This window comes from Flagellimonas sp. CMM7 (assembly GCF_021390195.1).
Classification (GTDB): Bacteria; Bacteroidota; Bacteroidia; order Flavobacteriales; family Flavobacteriaceae; genus Flagellimonas.
On record NZ_CP090003.1, the window covers coordinates 3,473,559 to 3,490,087 of the forward strand.

General features: G+C 36.3%; 17 protein-coding genes. 13 read left to right on the plus strand and 4 right to left on the minus strand.

Going from position 1 to position 16,529, the window contains the following annotated elements; all coding sequences use genetic code 11:
• Position 1 precedes the first annotated feature (1 nt).
• On the minus strand, positions 2–2,401 hold the full coding sequence (locus tag LV704_RS15590; RefSeq protein WP_163422832.1) for a TonB-dependent receptor: 2,400 nt from the start codon (positions 2,399–2,401) through the stop codon (positions 2–4).
• A 277-nt stretch (positions 2,402–2,678) separates the two neighbouring features.
• Between LV704_RS15590 and LV704_RS15595 the strand changes: the two genes are divergently transcribed.
• From LV704_RS15595 to LV704_RS15630, 8 genes are all read left to right on the plus strand, one after another.
• The gene (locus LV704_RS15595; RefSeq protein WP_163422831.1) at positions 2,679–3,788 is read left to right on the plus strand and encodes a hypothetical protein; all 1,110 of its coding nucleotides are present in this window, start codon (positions 2,679–2,681) and stop codon (positions 3,786–3,788) included.
• Positions 3,789–3,959: 171 nt separating this feature from the next.
• The gene (locus LV704_RS15600; RefSeq protein WP_163422830.1) at positions 3,960–4,583 is read left to right on the plus strand and encodes a hypothetical protein; all 624 of its coding nucleotides are present in this window, start codon (positions 3,960–3,962) and stop codon (positions 4,581–4,583) included.
• 3 nt (positions 4,584–4,586) lie between these two features.
• On the plus strand, positions 4,587–5,915 hold the full coding sequence (locus LV704_RS15605; RefSeq protein WP_163422829.1) for a 2TM domain-containing protein: 1,329 nt from the start codon (positions 4,587–4,589) through the stop codon (positions 5,913–5,915).
• A gap of 158 nt (positions 5,916–6,073) precedes the next feature.
• Positions 6,074–6,352 (plus strand): 2TM domain-containing protein, encoded by a 279-nt coding sequence (locus LV704_RS15610; RefSeq protein WP_163422828.1) that lies wholly within the window; start codon positions 6,074–6,076, stop codon positions 6,350–6,352.
• Between the two features lie 42 nt (positions 6,353–6,394).
• Complete coding sequence (locus LV704_RS15615; RefSeq protein ID WP_163422827.1) at positions 6,395–6,697, plus strand: 2TM domain-containing protein; 303 nt, start codon at positions 6,395–6,397, stop codon at positions 6,695–6,697.
• Between the two features lie 2 nt (positions 6,698–6,699).
• Positions 6,700–7,005: a 2TM domain-containing protein gene (locus LV704_RS15620; protein WP_163422826.1), complete on the plus strand. Its 306-nt coding sequence runs from the start codon at positions 6,700–6,702 to the stop codon at positions 7,003–7,005.
• Between the two features lies 1 nt (position 7,006).
• Positions 7,007–7,327 carry a 2TM domain-containing protein gene (locus tag LV704_RS15625; protein ID WP_163422825.1) on the plus strand — a complete coding sequence of 107 codons (321 nt, stop codon included), beginning with the start codon at positions 7,007–7,009 and terminating at the stop codon, positions 7,325–7,327.
• Positions 7,328–7,345: 18 nt separating this feature from the next.
• Complete coding sequence (locus LV704_RS15630) at positions 7,346–8,101, plus strand: LytTR family DNA-binding domain-containing protein (protein WP_163422824.1); 756 nt, start codon at positions 7,346–7,348, stop codon at positions 8,099–8,101.
• Positions 8,102–8,190: 89 nt separating this feature from the next.
• On the opposite strand, the gene LV704_RS15635 is transcribed toward LV704_RS15630, so the two are convergent.
• A complete protein-coding gene (locus LV704_RS15635) occupies positions 8,191–9,381 on the minus strand; it encodes an LETM1-related biofilm-associated protein (protein WP_163422823.1) in 1,191 nt (396 codons plus the stop codon).
• Positions 9,382–9,550: 169 nt separating this feature from the next.
• Here LV704_RS15635 and LV704_RS15640 point away from each other — a divergent pair, with 169 nt between their 5' ends.
• The 4 genes from LV704_RS15640 (at position 9,551) to LV704_RS15655 (ending at position 14,626) form a co-directional block, all read left to right on the plus strand.
• Positions 9,551–10,243 carry a DUF4331 family protein gene (locus tag LV704_RS15640; RefSeq protein ID WP_163422822.1) on the plus strand — a complete coding sequence of 231 codons (693 nt, stop codon included), beginning with the start codon at positions 9,551–9,553 and terminating at the stop codon, positions 10,241–10,243.
• A 23-nt stretch (positions 10,244–10,266) separates the two neighbouring features.
• Positions 10,267–11,013, plus strand: a complete 747-nt coding sequence (locus LV704_RS15645; protein ID WP_163422821.1) for a hypothetical protein — start codon at positions 10,267–10,269, stop codon at positions 11,011–11,013.
• Positions 11,014–11,089: 76 nt separating this feature from the next.
• Complete coding sequence (locus LV704_RS15650) at positions 11,090–12,364, plus strand: lipopolysaccharide assembly protein LapB (protein WP_163422820.1); 1,275 nt, start codon at positions 11,090–11,092, stop codon at positions 12,362–12,364.
• A gap of 51 nt (positions 12,365–12,415) precedes the next feature.
• Positions 12,416–14,626, plus strand: coding sequence for a TonB-dependent receptor domain-containing protein (locus tag LV704_RS15655; protein WP_163422819.1), 2,211 nt, complete (start codon positions 12,416–12,418; stop codon positions 14,624–14,626).
• 105 nt (positions 14,627–14,731) lie between these two features.
• Here LV704_RS15655 and LV704_RS15660 read toward each other — a convergent pair whose 3' ends face one another.
• Positions 14,732–15,262: a mechanosensitive ion channel family protein gene (locus LV704_RS15660; protein WP_163422818.1), complete on the minus strand. Its 531-nt coding sequence runs from the start codon at positions 15,260–15,262 to the stop codon at positions 14,732–14,734.
• 178 nt (positions 15,263–15,440) lie between these two features.
• Here LV704_RS15660 and LV704_RS15665 point away from each other — a divergent pair, with 178 nt between their 5' ends.
• On the plus strand, positions 15,441–16,091 hold the full coding sequence (locus LV704_RS15665) for an OmpW family protein (protein WP_163422817.1): 651 nt from the start codon (positions 15,441–15,443) through the stop codon (positions 16,089–16,091).
• Positions 16,092–16,160: 69 nt separating this feature from the next.
• Here LV704_RS15665 and LV704_RS15670 read toward each other — a convergent pair whose 3' ends face one another.
• Positions 16,161–16,517, minus strand: a complete 357-nt coding sequence (locus LV704_RS15670) for a YciI family protein (RefSeq protein ID WP_163422816.1) — start codon at positions 16,515–16,517, stop codon at positions 16,161–16,163.
• Between the last annotated feature and the right edge of the window lie 12 nt (positions 16,518–16,529).

The following is a 16,529-nucleotide window of genomic DNA, read 5'->3' on the forward strand; positions in this document are numbered from 1 at the left end:
TTTAAAATTTAAAATTATAAGTTACTGAAGGAACAATTCCAAAAATGGCAGTACGCGTGGCCTCATTGGCCCCTGTTTCAAAGTTTTGGCCAAATGAGATTGAGGCAGCATTCTTTCTATTCAAAACATTATAGATTCCAAATACCCATTCGCCTTTCCACTTTTTGTCTGGTCTTCTATTGGGTTTGTAAGTTGCGGAAACATCTAAACGATAATAAGCAGGAAGTCTATCAGCATTACGTTCAGAATAACTAGCAATGGATATGCCTTCATACTGATATTGTCCGTTAGGGTAGGTCACAGGTCTACCAGTTTGGAAAATGGCATTTGTTCCAAAACTCCATTTATCATTTAATTGATATGCTCCAGTTACGGAGATATCATGAGTTCTGTCAAAAGGAGTGTTGTACCAATCTCCATTATTGATTCCTGGCCCTCCAGCATTTCCTCCAAATGTTCTTTGTTCAGATTTAGAAAGCGTATAAGAAATCCAACCGGTAAAAGGGCCTTCATTTTTACGTAGTAATATTTCTAGACCGTATGCTCTGGACTCACCATTTAAGATTTCAGTTTCAATGGTATTGTTTCCAATTAAATCTGAACCATCTATATAATCAATACGATTGTCTACAGTTTTATAGTATACTTCTGTTTCTAAGGAATACATTTTATCCTTAAAGTTTCTAAAGTAGCCAAGCGCATATTGGTCGGACAGCTGAGGTTTTATGTATTTTCCACTGGGTGTCCAAACATCGAGCGGAGTAACAGAAGATGTATTTGACAAAAGATGAATGTATTGTGCAGCTCTTGAGTATCCTAATTTAACGGAGGAATAATCATTGAGTTGATACGCCAAAGCCAATCTTGGTTCAAAATTGCTAAATTTTTTGATGCTCTCACTTTTCTTGAAAGTAGTCTCGCCAATAGGATCTGTTCTCTGGTAAAACTGTAAGGTATTGTTATAAACCAGAGGTTGGTCATTGGCATATTCAGATAAGGGCTGACCTCCCATTCTGTTAAAATGACTGAACCTAATTCCGTATTGAGCCGTAAGCCTATCTGTAAGTTTATGTTCTGCATTAATGTATGCAGCACTTTCAAGTGCTCTTTTTTTGTCTAACTGTAGTTCATTAATGGCAGAATCTGGCCCAGTGGGTTTTATTTGCCCAGGATCAAACTCATACTTTATAGTACTGATTCCAAAATCCAATTTAAAGGCATCACTGAAATAATATTTTAAATCGTATTTGGCATTGTAGTTCTTGATGGATGAAATCCAATCAAAATCAAAGTCATCAATTCCCAATTCATAATCATACTTACTATAAATTAAAGAGAGGTTGGAAAATAATCTATCATTGAAAATATGATTCCACCTTAAGTTACCCGAAGCATTTCCATAACTGCTGCTAAAAGACCCATCAAAGTCAAAAACATCACGCCCAAAATATCCGGAAAGATATAACTTATTGTTTTTGTTAAGGCTGTAGTTGGTTTTAAGGTTAAGGTCGTAAAAACTAACACTGTTTTTTTCACCTGCCAGTTTTAAAAGCAAATGTGCGTAAGACCCTCTGCCTGCAACTAAGAATGAACCTTTGTTATTGAACATTGGGCCTTCAGCAGCCAGCCTGCTGGATATTACACCAACACCACCGGTTAATGCAAAGTTTTTACTGTTACCGTCTTTTTGCCTCACGTCCAATACAGACGAAACACGACCTCCAAACTTAGCTGGGATGCCTCCTTTGTAGAGTTTTAGGTCCTTTACCGCATCCGCATTAAAAACAGAAAAGAAACCCAGCATGTGTGATGTGTTGTATATAATGGCTTCATCGAGTAAAACAAGGTTTTGATCTACGGCACCACCTCGCACATGAAAGCCACTTGATCCTTCACCATTGTTGGTGACCCCGGGTAATATTTGCAGGGACTTTATAACATCTACCTCTCCCAAAACAACGGGCATCTGCTTAACCGTTTTTATGTTCAATTTAGAAACGCTCATTTCGGGCTTTCTTAAAATTGCACGTTCCGGTTCTTCTGCTGTAACTTCTACTTCATCAAGTTGTGTTGAAGATTCCTGTACTTCAATATCAATTTTTTGATTTTTGTCCAAAACAACTTCCATTGTTATTTCCTGGTATCCCATATGCGAAAAGACCAAAGTATAAGAACCCTTTGGGGCACTTATGGAGTAAAACCCATATTCATTGGTTATGGCACCAATGGTAGTTCCCTTAAGGAATATGGAGGTTCCAAAAAGGGTTTCCCCGTTCATTTTGTCCGTTACGTTTCCGCTAATGGTAAAATTACTTTGTGCATGACTCAAGGTAGAGCCCAATAAAAGACACAAACCGATCAATAACCGGATTGGCCTGTACCTTTGCTTTTTTTTCTTCATTTGTTTTTGTTTTTTGATTTATGAATTAGCATCAAATCATTCTATGACTTGTTCCATCTAATGACATTTCAAAAAAGAAAGGGTTGCATCTACGTGAAAAGAAAAATTTGGGAGTTGCTTTTGATACTAAATTCTTGTTGCAAATATTGCAGGCTAAATAGCATTGGTATTGGAGATTAGGCGTTCATATGAGCTGAAATGTCGTTTAGCTAAGAATGGAATGCTAGCTAAAAAAGATTAACTAAATTCAAATCCAATAACACAAAAAATGATCAGAATGAATAAATTTCTAATACTAATAGCGGTCATTTTCTCTTTGACAGCATGCAACCAAAAAAATAAAATTCCTGTATATGCATGGATAGGAGGTCCGGGTGATGCTACAGATGAACAATTAGCATCTCAATTTTCCGATCTTAAAGAAAAGGGAGTGGATGGATTAATGTATAACGGTGGCCATGACCCAGAAACCTATAAAAGGGTCGGGAAATTGGTAAAAGCATCCGGGATGGAGTTTCATACTTGGATTCCAACAATGGTGCAAGGTAAAACCCCCAAGATAAAGGAAGAATGGTATGCGGTTAACGGCCTTGGAGAATCTGCATTGGAAAAACCGGCCTATGTTCCCCACTATACATTTCTTTGCCCAAGTAAAGAAGGAGTTTATGATTTTTTATCCAACCTATATGGAAGTATTGCTGAGTTAGAAGAGGTAGACGGTATACACTTGGATTATATCCGTTTTCCAGATGTTATACTAGCTCGTGGTCTATGGGATAAGTATGGACTGGTTATGGATAAAGAACACCCCCAATTTGATTATTGCTATTGTGATGAATGTACTTCAGATTTTAAAGCAAAATCGGGAATTGATATTAAAGAAGTAGAAGATCCATCCCAAGTTGAGGAATGGAAACAGTTTAGATATGATCTAATTACTACAATGGTAAATCGTTTATCTGATGTGACACATTCCAAGAATAAAAAAATAAATGCAGCTGTTTTTCCGGGTCCTACCATTTCAAAAAAATTGGTAAGACAAGATTGGGGCAAATGGAATCTGGATGCGGTGTACCCAATGAATTACAATGATTTTTACCTTGAAGGGCCAGAATGGGTAGGTGAAATGACAAAGGAAGAAGTTGCCGCCGCAAAAAATGGAGTACCAGTGTACAGTGGATTGTTTATTTGCCCAAACCCTGAAAAGAAAGGAATTGAAAAAGATCCAGAAAACCATGGTCTCTTACCAGAGGAAATAGGAGATGCCATTAGAGCATCAATGGAGAATGGCGCCGAGGGAATATGCCTCTTTACTCCAGATAGAATGACAGAGGCCCATTGGAAGGAATTTGAAAAAGCCATTTATAAAGATTACAGTATTCAGTAATATTGTTTAGTAGCGCAGTGCAAGCCCGGCAACCGATTTAAGGTTGCTGGGTTTTTTGTTCATAGTACAAAACAATCCATCCCCAAAAAACTACAGTTCGGTAATTCTTTCTGTTTAAACGTTATTGCAAAGTGCAATATTGCTAAAACAATAATCAAAAAACGAACAGTTATGCAAACATTGGCAAAAATTTTAGTCTTATTATTTATTGGTGTTATCAGTGCACAGGATCAATATTCCAAAGGGATGGAAAAAGCTTTTGGACTTTGGGAAGATCAGAAGCCAATGGAGGCCTCCAATCTTTTTGAGCGTATTGCAATGGCAGAACAGGACAATTGGTTACCTCATTATTATGTGGCACAGATAAATACGATTAATTCCTTTGGGGAAAAGGATTTCGAAAAACTATCAAAACAACTGGAAAAGGCCAAGGAATTTTTAGATTTGGCCAAGGCGATATCACCAGAAAATCCAGAGTTGTTGGTACAGGAAGCTATGATAAATACCGCTTGGATTGCATATGATGGTGCAACTTACGGAATGACCTTGTCCGGCAAAAATGTACAGCTTTACCAACAGGCCTTTGCAATTGCCCCAGAAAACCCACGTGTAGTATTTTCCAAGGCAGAATGGGATATGGGAAGTGCAAGATATTTTGGGCAAGACACCGCGCCTTACTGTAAAGATGTAGAAAGGGCTTTGGAACTTTTTGCTACCTTTAAGTCCGAAACACCATTTTATCCAGGATGGGGAAAAGAAAGGGCTGAACAAGTGTTGGAGCAATGTAAATCATAGAATATGAATAGCTTTTTGAAAGTTTTAAAGCTTTCTTTAATAATTACCATTTTTGTTGCCATTCTTAGCATTTTTATCTTTGGGAATGATGATTTTTCTTTAGAGAATATCAAACAACAAATAGTAATAAGCTTTATTTTCTCATTTGGTTTAACAGCAGTAAATTCTTATTTCCACGATTTTTTAAATATTCGTTATAAATGGGAAGATAAACCTAAGAAACGTTTATGGATAGGCGCCTTAGGGTCTCTTGTCCTTACACTGGTCGTTTATGGCTTTTTGCGTTTTTTGATTTATTTCTATTTCACAGGATATTCTATTTTAGAATTTATAGAAAATGAGAAAGAAGAGCTCGACTCGTACCTCGCGGCTTTAGTAATAACGTTGATTGCTTCCTTGTTTACCCATGCTTTTTATTTTTACCGTGCATTACAAAAGAAAGAGGTCAAAAAACAAAAAATCATTGCGGGTACGGCCTCAGCTCGTTTTGATGCACTTAAGAATCAATTGGACCCACACTTTCTCTTTAATAGTTTGAATGTGTTGACCAGTCTAATTGAAGAAGATCCACACCAAGCTCAAAAATTTACAACTTCATTATCCAAGGTCTATCGATATGTATTGGAACAGAAAAACAAAGATTTGGTTACTGTTGATGAGGAACTCAATTTTGCCAGAACCTATGTGAGGTTGCTTAAAATGCGTTTTGAGGACAGCATCGTTTTTGACATCCCCGACAAATCAAGTATGCCAGAAGCTAGGATAGTACCTTTATCCTTGCAGTTATTGCTTGAAAACGCTGTTAAGCATAATGTGGTCACTGCCTCTAGACCTCTTCATATTACAGTAAGTGAAGAAGGCGGAATGCTTGTGGTCAGTAATAATCTTCAGGAAAAGCAAGTAGTAAAGAAAAGCAGTGGTGTAGGGCTTCAGAATATAAAACAACGCTATGAGATTTTGACTGATAGGCAGGTGAACATTGCCAAAAATACCTCAAGTTTTAGTGTAGCCATACCTATGCTAACCACGCAACTATCTGTAATGCAAACGCAAGAAACACATATTGCTGAGAAACGCTATTTAAAAGCGAAGGAGCGTATGAAGGCGATAAAAGATTTCTACACCAACCTAATTACGTATTGTATCGTAATTCCTTTTCTGTGGTGGTTAAACTTAAGGACTACGGACTTTCTATGGGCTTTGTTCCCAACCATTGGTTGGGGGTTTGGAGTGATAGCGCACGGTATGGAAGCACACGGTTACAACCCGCTTTGGGGCAAACGTTGGGAAGAACGAAAAATCCAGGAATTAATGGACAAAGATGATTTTTAATTCTCTCTGTAAAGCCCAATTTTCATTCATTTTTATTCCAACTCCACAACTCATCCATCAAAAATAACAGTTCACGAATCTACTTTTCTAAGATTCTTCCAATATCACGAAGTTTGATGTGTAATCAAAAAATGAGTAATCAATCAAAAACATACATTATGAAAGATTTAAACGAAGACAAGTATACAAGAGCCAAGAGGATAATTAAGAAAAGGAAATCTTTTTATTCTCATTTATTGAGTTACTGTATTGTAATATCAATTTTAGCGTACCTCAATTATAGTACAACAAGTTTTCCATGGGTTATCTTTCCGGCTCTAGGTTGGGGAATAGGGCTAATTAGCCATTGGATGTGTACTTACAATTACAATCCAATATTAGGCAAAAACTGGGAAGAACGTAAAATAAGAGAATTTATGAACCGCGAAGAATTCTAGTGAATCAGTATATTTAAATGTAGATTTAGTAAAACAACCAACATGGAAGACTTAAATAAAAAAAATAGATATATAAAGGCAAAAGAGCGGGTAGACGTACTTAAAAAGTTCTATGCCAATCTTTGGACGTACATTATGGTGATTTCGGCCTTGGCCCTAATCAACTACTTAACCAATGGATTTAGATACATGTGGTTCTTATGGGCTGCTTTTGGATGGGGAATAGGAGTTGTTTTCCATGCTATAAGCACCTTTAATTTGAACCCATTCTTTGGTAAGGGATGGGAAGAAAAGAAGATTAAACAGTTTATGGAGGACGAAGAGAGTGTGAAAAAATGGAAATAGTTATGGAAAATTTTGAAAAGGACAAGCTAAAAAGGGCAAAGAAACAAGTTGAGGAGTTAAAAGGGTTCTATATTCACTTAGCTGTTTACGTTGCGGTAAATACGTTTATTCTCATAAATATTTATTTACGTTCGGATAATTTTTGGGAATGGGGTCATTTTGTAACAGTGTTTGCATGGGGGATAGGACTGGCGTTCCATGCTTCCAAAGTTTTTGACTTCAACCCTATTTTTGGTAAAAAATGGGAAGAGAGACAAATCCAAAAATATATAGAGGAAGATAAAAAAGAAATGGACAAATATAAATAAGATGGAAAAAATGGAGACAAGTATGGAGAGTGCCAAAAAACGAGTGGCCAAGCTGAAAAAGTTTTATTCTCATTTATCTATTTACATAATTATTAACCTTATTCTTTTAGGCATTAAAGCCTATTTTCTAGGTTACTTTGCGCAAAACACGGATTTAAGCAATTGGATAAGTTGGAACATGATATCCACACCTATAATCTGGGGGATATTCTTGGTCATACACGCTACAAAAGTGTTCAGCCACCCTATGGTTAGGAAATGGGAAGAAAGACAGATTCAAAAATATATAGAAAGGGAAAAGAACGATATCCCTAAATTCTAAACTCTTTAAACTTTAGAAATGAACGTAATCATTATTGAAGATGAAAAACCAGCAGCAAGAAGATTAAATCGCCTGCTTGCAGAATTGAATGTAGAAGTTTCCAAGATGCTTCATTCCGTTGAAGAATCAATCGAATGGTTTCAAAACAACCCGCATCCAGATTTAATCTTTTTGGACATTCAATTATCCGATGGTCTTTCATTTGAAATATTTGATATTATTGAAGTGAAAAGTGCAATCATTTTTACCACAGCTTTTGATGAATATGCACTTCAAGCATTCAAGTTAAATAGCATCGATTATTTGCTAAAACCTATCGATGATGAAGACCTTGAAAGTGCAGTGAAAAAGTACCGGGATTTTAAGCCGGAAAGCCAAAAAATTTCTGTTGATTTTAACGACATAAAAAAGTTGTTGGTCAACCCTCTGGAGCGCGAATACAAAAAACGATTTACGGTTAAGGTAGGACAACATCTAAAGATTATAAATGCCGATGAGGTGGAATGCTTTTACAGTGAGAACAAAGGTACGTATGCAGCAACATCTGATGGCAGGAATTATTTGCTGGATACTACACTAGAGCAGTTGGAAGGGGAGGTATCGCCAAAGAATTTCTTTAGGGTAAGCAGAAAATTTTATGTAAGCATAAATCATATAAAAGACATCATTTCTTACACGAATTCGAGGCTTCAAGTCAAGTTGAACCACTTTAATGAGCAAGAAATCATTGTGAGTAGAGAGCGAGTAAGAGACTTTAAGTTGTGGTTGGAATAGTTATATTTAAAAAATTGATTTTCAAATATTTAAATCAATTTAAAAACAAGTATAAATTTTTCTTATAGTAGCTTTTTGACCAAAAAATACTAGTTTTCTTTAATCCGATTATCATCAAAAGCGGATGGTAACAATTTAGGAATTAATTTAATAAAAATAGGCAATAAAACAGCCCCACCTGGTAACATAAAAATGGCCAGCGAAGGAATGGTTTTAAAGATATCCAATAACTGATTTTGAACTTTTTTCTTTTCTTCTTTGTTTAATTCTTTTACTGCAGATTTGGATAAAAGTGAAACTAATTCTTTACTTTCAGTAAGTTCTTTTTTTAATCTTTTGCTGTTTCTTAAGATTAATTTACTCACGTTTTTGGACATGCCATCGTAAAATTGAAGAGCCAAATTCTTGTCATTTAAGTAGGCAACTTTGGCGCTGTTTTTTTCAAAGAATTCTTTCACAAAATTTAATGCCGATTTTACCTCTTTTTCTGACTTTTCCAAGTCAATTCCAAGACCCAAAATATAATCAGATTCTGTATAGTCCAAAGACTTATCTTCCCATATGGTCAAGCATGCCATATCCATAAAATAATCCTTTTCACAAGATGTGAAATTTTGCTTCAATAAATCTCTGTAAGTACCATCAATTTTTGCTTCATCCAAGTTCACATATGTTAAGGAGGAGGCTAAAAGCTGAATGAGTTTATCATCGGCCTTATTTGTTTCTTTTGAGTTTAACGCATGGTAAGCAATGTTAATAGTTACATATTCCAATAACTGCGCATGTTCTATTATTGAACTATAGCCTTTAAGATGAATCCTAAAAATCAATATATCCACATATAGCAATGAGTTGGTAAGACTATTGCCAAAAGCTCTGTTAAATGCATTCCCTTCTAAATAGATTCTAGTATCTATGAGTTTTTCTAATTGGGATTCCGTTTGTTTTCCGGTCAATATCTTGTTCAGAAAAGATATTTTACTCACCTCTAAAGATTGATAATACTCAAAAACAGTGTTTACAAAAAGCTCAAAGTCAGTTTTCCCTTTTTCAAACCGGAAGGTAAAGTAGAGAGCAGTGAGTAGATTGATTTTGGCAATTTCATCTTCGGTCAATGTATGTTCTACATCAATAAATGAAGGGATGTCTAAATGAATACCGTAGACAAACCCATTCCTTTTTAATTCTTGGTACAAACTTTCAAAGTCAGGAAAGCTTGCTTGTTCTTTTTGGACAAGATGCCCAAACTTATTAATCCAACCAGAAGATGAGGGGTTCATTTGGTTATTGTTTGAGTTTCAAAATAACACAAATTAAAAGACTTAACACTAAGAACCATTAACCTTTTCCACTAAAAAGCATTAAGATTTTTTTAACACATAAAAACCAAACCCCCCTCTCAAAGGTTCCGTAGGTAGGAACGTAATAAACATAAAAAGTAAATTTAAAATGAGAAAAACAACTAAGTATTTAACAGGCATTGGGGCATTGGTCCTTACAACAATAGCGCTGGTGGCCGCGGATCATATAGATGCGCCTTCCTCTAGAGGAACCACCGCCGATATTGCTGATTTTTTTGCGTTTGAGCCAAGCGAAGGTTCGGATAGCACCGTTTTTATTGTTGATCTTCAATCTGATGTTTTGCCAGATCTCGCTTATGGCAGTTTTGATGAGGACGTACTTACAGAAATCAACATTGATTTGGATGGAGATTTGGTAGAAGACCAAGTTATTCAAACCATTGCAAGAGATGGTAAAATGTATTTCTTTGGCCCTGTTGCGCCATCTGCAACTGGATTAAGTAGTCAAGTTTTAACAGATGCCGCTCTCGGAAATGTAGAAATATCTGGATCTACACCTATCGTAGAAACTACGTCAGACGGTGTTTCTCTATTTGCGGGGCCTAGACAAGACCCTTTTTTCTTTGACTTCTTCCAGTTCAATGCGGTTATCTCTCCGGAAGTGGATTCCGCTCTAGGCGGATTTTTTGCCCCAGAAGAAGCATCAGATGCATTTGATGGAGCCAATACGCTTTCCATTGCCATTGAAATCCCTAATAGCATGCTGGGAACCCCAACTGCAACAAATGCGCTGGGCCTTAATGTATACAAGACTTGGGTAACAACGAACAAAAAACAGTAATCAAAAATCTTAAATAAAAGAACATGAAACTAAAACAGATTAAAAATATAGCAGCATCACTATTTGTATTGGGTTTGGTGGTGGCCTGTAACAATGATGATGACGTAATGGCGCCAGATGATATGGCAATGGACGATGACATGATGATGGATGATGATATGATGGGAGGCGATGATATGATGGGTGTGGACTTTTCTGGAACCTTTAATCAAGTGGATTTTATGGGTAGACCTGGAATCAATACTACTTTGAGCTTTGATCTGGATGGTCAACCAAGTGTAAAGGATGCGCATAACGTATCTATTCCTTCTGAGATGGTAAGGACCTTTCAAGAAGGTTTTGAAAACAGATTGGAACAGTATCATGATGTATATGCCAATAAATTGGGCTTGGATCCAGCTGTGGTAAACTATGAAAACAATATTCTTGGGTTGGATATCACCACACTTACTACAGTTTTAGCTGCAGATGTATTGGAGGTGGCTCCAGACTTACCAACCACGTACTTTAATCCAGGTACTGATTTTGACAATGACGGACGCATTTTGGTTCCAGATGGTGACGAGGTCGCTTTAACAGGAAGAACTCCTTATGACGATATTATTGACGTGTCTTTGATATTATTCTTTGGAGGAGCAGAAGGAGACCGTTTTAGTGGACAGGACTTGGATGATGACGGTATGTCTGACCTACCAAGATTAACTTCAGATGGAGTAGGCTTAACAGCTGATATTTCTACAACTTTCCCTTATTTGGGAAATCCCGAGTAATTGCTATGAAAGGGAAGGGGAGAGGACTTTGTCCTCTCCCTTAATTAAAACAACAACTACAACAACACATACAAAAATGAAATACATACTATTATTTTTTGCAGCCATTCTTGTCGTTTCTTGTCAACAAGAATCAAGCTTTAAAACGAACAAAAAAGATTACAATCATTACTTGGCAGTTGAACCGGTAAAAACGACTTCAAAATATTTTGAACTATGGAACTCTAAAATAAAGCAGGACAGTCTACAATTATTGAGTTTCGGTAATGTTGCAAGCGAGTACAATCGCTTTTTTCAAAACACAGGAGATATACAATATTTAAAAAAAGCAGAACAAGCACTTTCAAGAGCTGTGGACATAGCGGCAATTGGCAAAGCAGGATACAGAAGGGCGCTCGCACGCAACTATATTTCCCAGCACAGGTTTAAAGAAGCTTTGGAATTGGCCAAATCTGCGCTTGATTTGGGAAGTGGACTTAAAGAATCCCAAAGTTTATTGTTTGATATTCACTTGGAATTGGGCAATTATAATGAAGCAGAAAAATACCTGGACAGTATTCAAAACATGTCAGACTTCGGGTACTTAATTAGATTGGCAAAATGGAACGATCATAAAGGTGATCTGGATACTACAATCCGTTTAATGGAAAAAGCTGCTAACAAAGCAGAATCCTCAAAAAACAGAGGATTGTTAATATGGTCATATACCAATTTGGCAGATTATTATGGGCATGCTGGACGTATTGATGATTCATATAAAAACTATTTAAAAGCTTTGGGACTGGATAATCAAAATGCATATGCAAAAAAAGGAATTGCTTGGATAGTGTTCTCCCATGAAAGAAATGGAAAAGAAGCCCTTCGCATTCTGGATGCGGTTTTAGAAATCCATAAATCACCTGATTACTATTTGTTGAAAGCGGAAATTGCTGAATTCATAGGTGATGAATTACTTAAAACAAAAGCTTATGATAACTACTACACCATGGTGCAGAATAAGGCATATGGCGATATGTACAATAGTTACAACATAGATTTTTATTTGAATGAGTTACAGGCCAATGATAAAGCATTGGAATTAGCCAAAATAGAAGTAGAGAATAGGCCAACACCAGAGTCATACGATTTATTGGCCTATAGTTTTTTCAAAAAAGGAGAGAAAGAAAAAGCTTTGGAATTGGTTGAAAATCATATTGTTGGTAAAACATTTGAGCCAGCGATTTTGCAACATGCAGCTGAAATTTACAAGGCAAATGGAAACAAAACAAGAGTTGTAGAATTAAAGCAAGTGCTGCTAGGCGCTATCTATGAACTAGGACCAACCAAAGAAAACCAAATCCTCAACCTATAGATTGTTTGATTGATGAAAGGCATGAGAATATTAATAAAACAAACACTTCTGATGCAGATTTTTCTGCTATGCACGTTGCCCGTGTTTTGCCAGACCACTTTTTCTGGAAAGATTGTTGATGATTTGGGCAAACCAATTTCAGAAGCGTATATCATGAACAAAACTGAAAAAACATTTTGCTATTCCAATGAAAATGGAAAGTTTAAATTGGAAGACACCAAAATTGGTGATTTAGTTGAAGTTGGGGCCTTAGGATTTAAAAAAGAACTGATTCCGGTTACCAAAGAAGTTTCAAATGATGATCTCATCATTGTTATGAGTGAAGATGCATATCAACTTAAAGAAGTTATCGTGCGTCCTACTCTCAGCATACTAAACGAGGTAGTAGATGTAGATTTGGCAATAACTCCAGTTAAATCATCTCAAGAAATACTAAGAAAAGTACCAGGCTTATTTATTGGTCAACATGCAGGCGGAGGAAAAGCAGAACAGATGTTCCTCAGGGGTTTTGATTTAGATCACGGCACAGATATTAGTATAAATGTGGATGGAATGCCGGTAAACATGGTTTCCCATGCCCATGGTCAAGGTTATGCGGATTTACATTTTCTAATACCTGAAAGTATTAAAAGTGTAGATTTTGGAAAAGGACCGTATTATGCTGAAAAGGGAAATTTTAATACTGCTGGTTATGTGGATTTTGAAACCAAAACCATTTTGAATAAGAATGTGGCAGAGATACAACTTGGTAGTTTTGGATTAAAAAGAGGTTTAGGGATGATTAACGTTCTGAATACGAATAAGGACAAAGCATATCTTGCTTCTGAAATTATTACTTCTGAAGGGTATTTTGAATCGCCACAAGATTTTGAAAGAATTAATCTCTTTGGAAAATACAATCATTTATTTTCAACCGGTAGCAGATTGACAGTAGCTGCAAACCATTTTCAAAGTACTTGGAATGCTTCTGGACAAATTCCTGAAAGAGCTATTATTAGTGGATTGATAGGTAGATTTGGCAGTATAGATGATACCGAGGGCGGTACAACTTCGCGTACATCTATCAACCTTGGTTTTAGTAAGGCTTTTGAAAATGATATTGCTCTAAAAATGGCAGCATTTACCAGTAATTATCAATTTCAGTTATTTTCCAATTTCACATTTTTCCTAAATGATCCAGATAATGGGGATCAAATAAAACAAAAGGAAAATCGTTTTGTCTCAGGTCTAAATCTAAACCTTAGTAAGACTTTTGATTTGGAAAACAAACTACTGACCATTACAACTGGAACTGGTCTTAGGAATGACCGTATCAAGGATAACGAACTTTCCCGCACTCTCAACAGAAATACAACCGTTCAAAACGTTCAATTGGGCAATGTTACCGAAAGAAACACTTATGCGTTTTTGTCTGGAAAGCTTAAATGGAATCGTTGGTTGTTTGATCTAGGGCTTAGATTGGATGCATTTACATTTGAATATTCAGATTTTCTTCAAAATTCATTTACCAGAGAAAAGACAGGGGATATGCTTTTTACTCCCAAAATAAATATGGCTTATACACCGAATAATAAAGTTCAATTTTACTTGAAATCTGGCGTGGGATTCCATAGTAATGATACGAGGGTGATTTTACAAAACACTGAACAAAAGCTTCCAAAATCTTATGGAGCGGATATTGGAACTATATGGAAACCAACAGAAGAAGTATTGTTTAATGTGGCATTATGGACATTGCATTCAGACCAAGAGTTTGTTTATGTAGGTGATGAAGGGATAGTGGAACCAAATGGAAAATCTGTTCGTTATGGAGTTGATTTGGGAATACGTTCCCAGATAAACGAACATGTTTTTTTATTTGCTGATGCCACCTACAGCCATGCGCGAAGCTTGGAAGCCAAAGATGGTATGGACCATATTCCTTTGGCACCTGGTTTTACCTTATCAGGTGGTTTACAATTGTCAAAAATGAAGAATTTTTCGGGAGGATTGACCTATAGATATCTTGGAAATCGCCCCGCCAATGAAGATTTCTCAATTACAGCAGATGGTTATTTTGTAACCGATATGAGCTTAAATTATGCAGTTAACAATAATATCTCGTTAACCTTCGGTATAGAAAATATGTTCAATACAAAATGGAAAGAAGCACAATTTGTAACAAACTCAAGATTGGCTGGAGAAGAAATCGCTGTAGAGGAAATTCATTTTACCCCTGGAACACCATTCTCGGTTAGGACAGGGCTTAGATATGTTTTTTAGGGGTAGGATAAATTGGGTTTTATAGTTCCACAACAAATTGTAAAGATTGTTGTTTGGTTGTATGTTGTTTTCAGATATGCCATGGTTTTGCCATGGCGTATTTATTCAATTTTGAGTTGTATCCACCACTTCATCAGGCTGAAGAATTTCAATACCCTTTTGGATTACTAAATTGGTTGGAATTGAAATTTTTCTTCCATCATCCGTTCGCATAAAAAGGTAAAAGCCGCTGATATCCTCTACTTTTCCTGTCCAATCAAAATCTTTGTCCATTACACGAACCCTATCTCCCAATCGTAAGGGGTGACTAAAAAACAAAATAACACTTGCGGTCAAATTTGAAAGTATGGACCATTGGGCAACAAAACCAATGCCCACTACGGCAAGAGTAGAGGAAATAAAAACCGAGAACTCTTGCAAGTTCACTCCCCAAATTAAAGTAATGACCACAATGGCCAACCCATAGAAAAACAAATTGCTCAAATAGAAAATTATCTTTCTATTGTTCATGTTTATGGCGCTGGTTTTACCAAATCTCCGTATTGCCCTTTTGCTCAAAGAATTCAATACTAAAACGATAATCAATAGGATAACGGTAATCAGTATTTGAGTCTTGTAAGATGTTAAATCCTGCATGGTCATTTCATAATTATGGATATTGCAAATTACCCATTTATATTTTCTTCTCTAAAAGTTTTCAAAATTACGACCGTCCCAAAAAAAACCTGGAATACAATTTTTTGAACAATGATAAAGATCATGTTCTCTGAAGGTTTGGTGGACTAGTTTTGACCAAATTTAAAAACACAGAACAATGAAAAAAATAGGAATTTCTTTAATGGTAGTACTATTAAGTTCTATGAACTTTGCAATAGCACAGGACCAAGCAACAAATGACAACGGTAGTAAATGGCAATTTAGGTTACGGGGAATTGTTGTAACACCTGATGAAAGTGCAGATATTGCAGGTATAGGTGGTGATGCATCCATATCTACTGCTTTTGTGCCAGAGCTTGATATTTCTTATTTCTTTAATGAAAATTGGTCAGTGGAATTGATTTTAGCCACAACTAAACATGATGTTGAAGCTGTTGGAACTGCGGCGGGTGATATAGATTTAGGTCATGTATGGTTGCTTCCCCCAACTTTAACAGGGCAATACCATTTTACAGGTGGGGATTTTGTACCCTATTTAGGTGCGGGATTAAACCTAACCTTGTTTTATGGGGTTGATGAAGGTCCAGTAGCAGATGATGTAGATTATGACACTTCTATTGGTTACGCGTTACAGGGTGGTTTTGATTATATGCTCAATGATAAATGGTTTTTGAATGTTGATGTTAAAAAACTCTTTTTAAGCACAGACGCAACTATAAATGCAACTACCGCGCTTGGTGCAACAGTAGATGCTGACGTTGACATCAACCCATGGATTATTGGATTTGGAGTAGGAGTGAAATTATAGATTTAGATTTTCGGTTTAGTAATTAAAAAACGGCTTGGGTTAACCAAGCCGTTTGCATTTTGCTCACTTTTAGTTAATGCCTTCTACGCGTTTTATCGGTCTTACCTCCATACGCCAAATACCTTCTTCAAACCTAGGGTCTTGTTTGGCAATTGCTATTGCTTCATCTAAGTCTTTCGCCAATAAGTGGTAATATCCAGAAATTATCTCTTTGGTTTCATTGTATGGCCCATCAACAATTTGACCATTTTTGTAAGACAACATGGTCCCTTCCATTTCCAAAGGCTGCGCAGATTTCATTCTGCCTTCTTCTGTAAGTCTTTTCAGATACCCTCCAATTTTCTCAATGTGCTGTTGCATTTGTTCTGGCGATAAACTCGCTTTTGGCTCTTCCTCACTTCTGATAAGTAATAGAAATTCTCTCATAATACGTTGTTT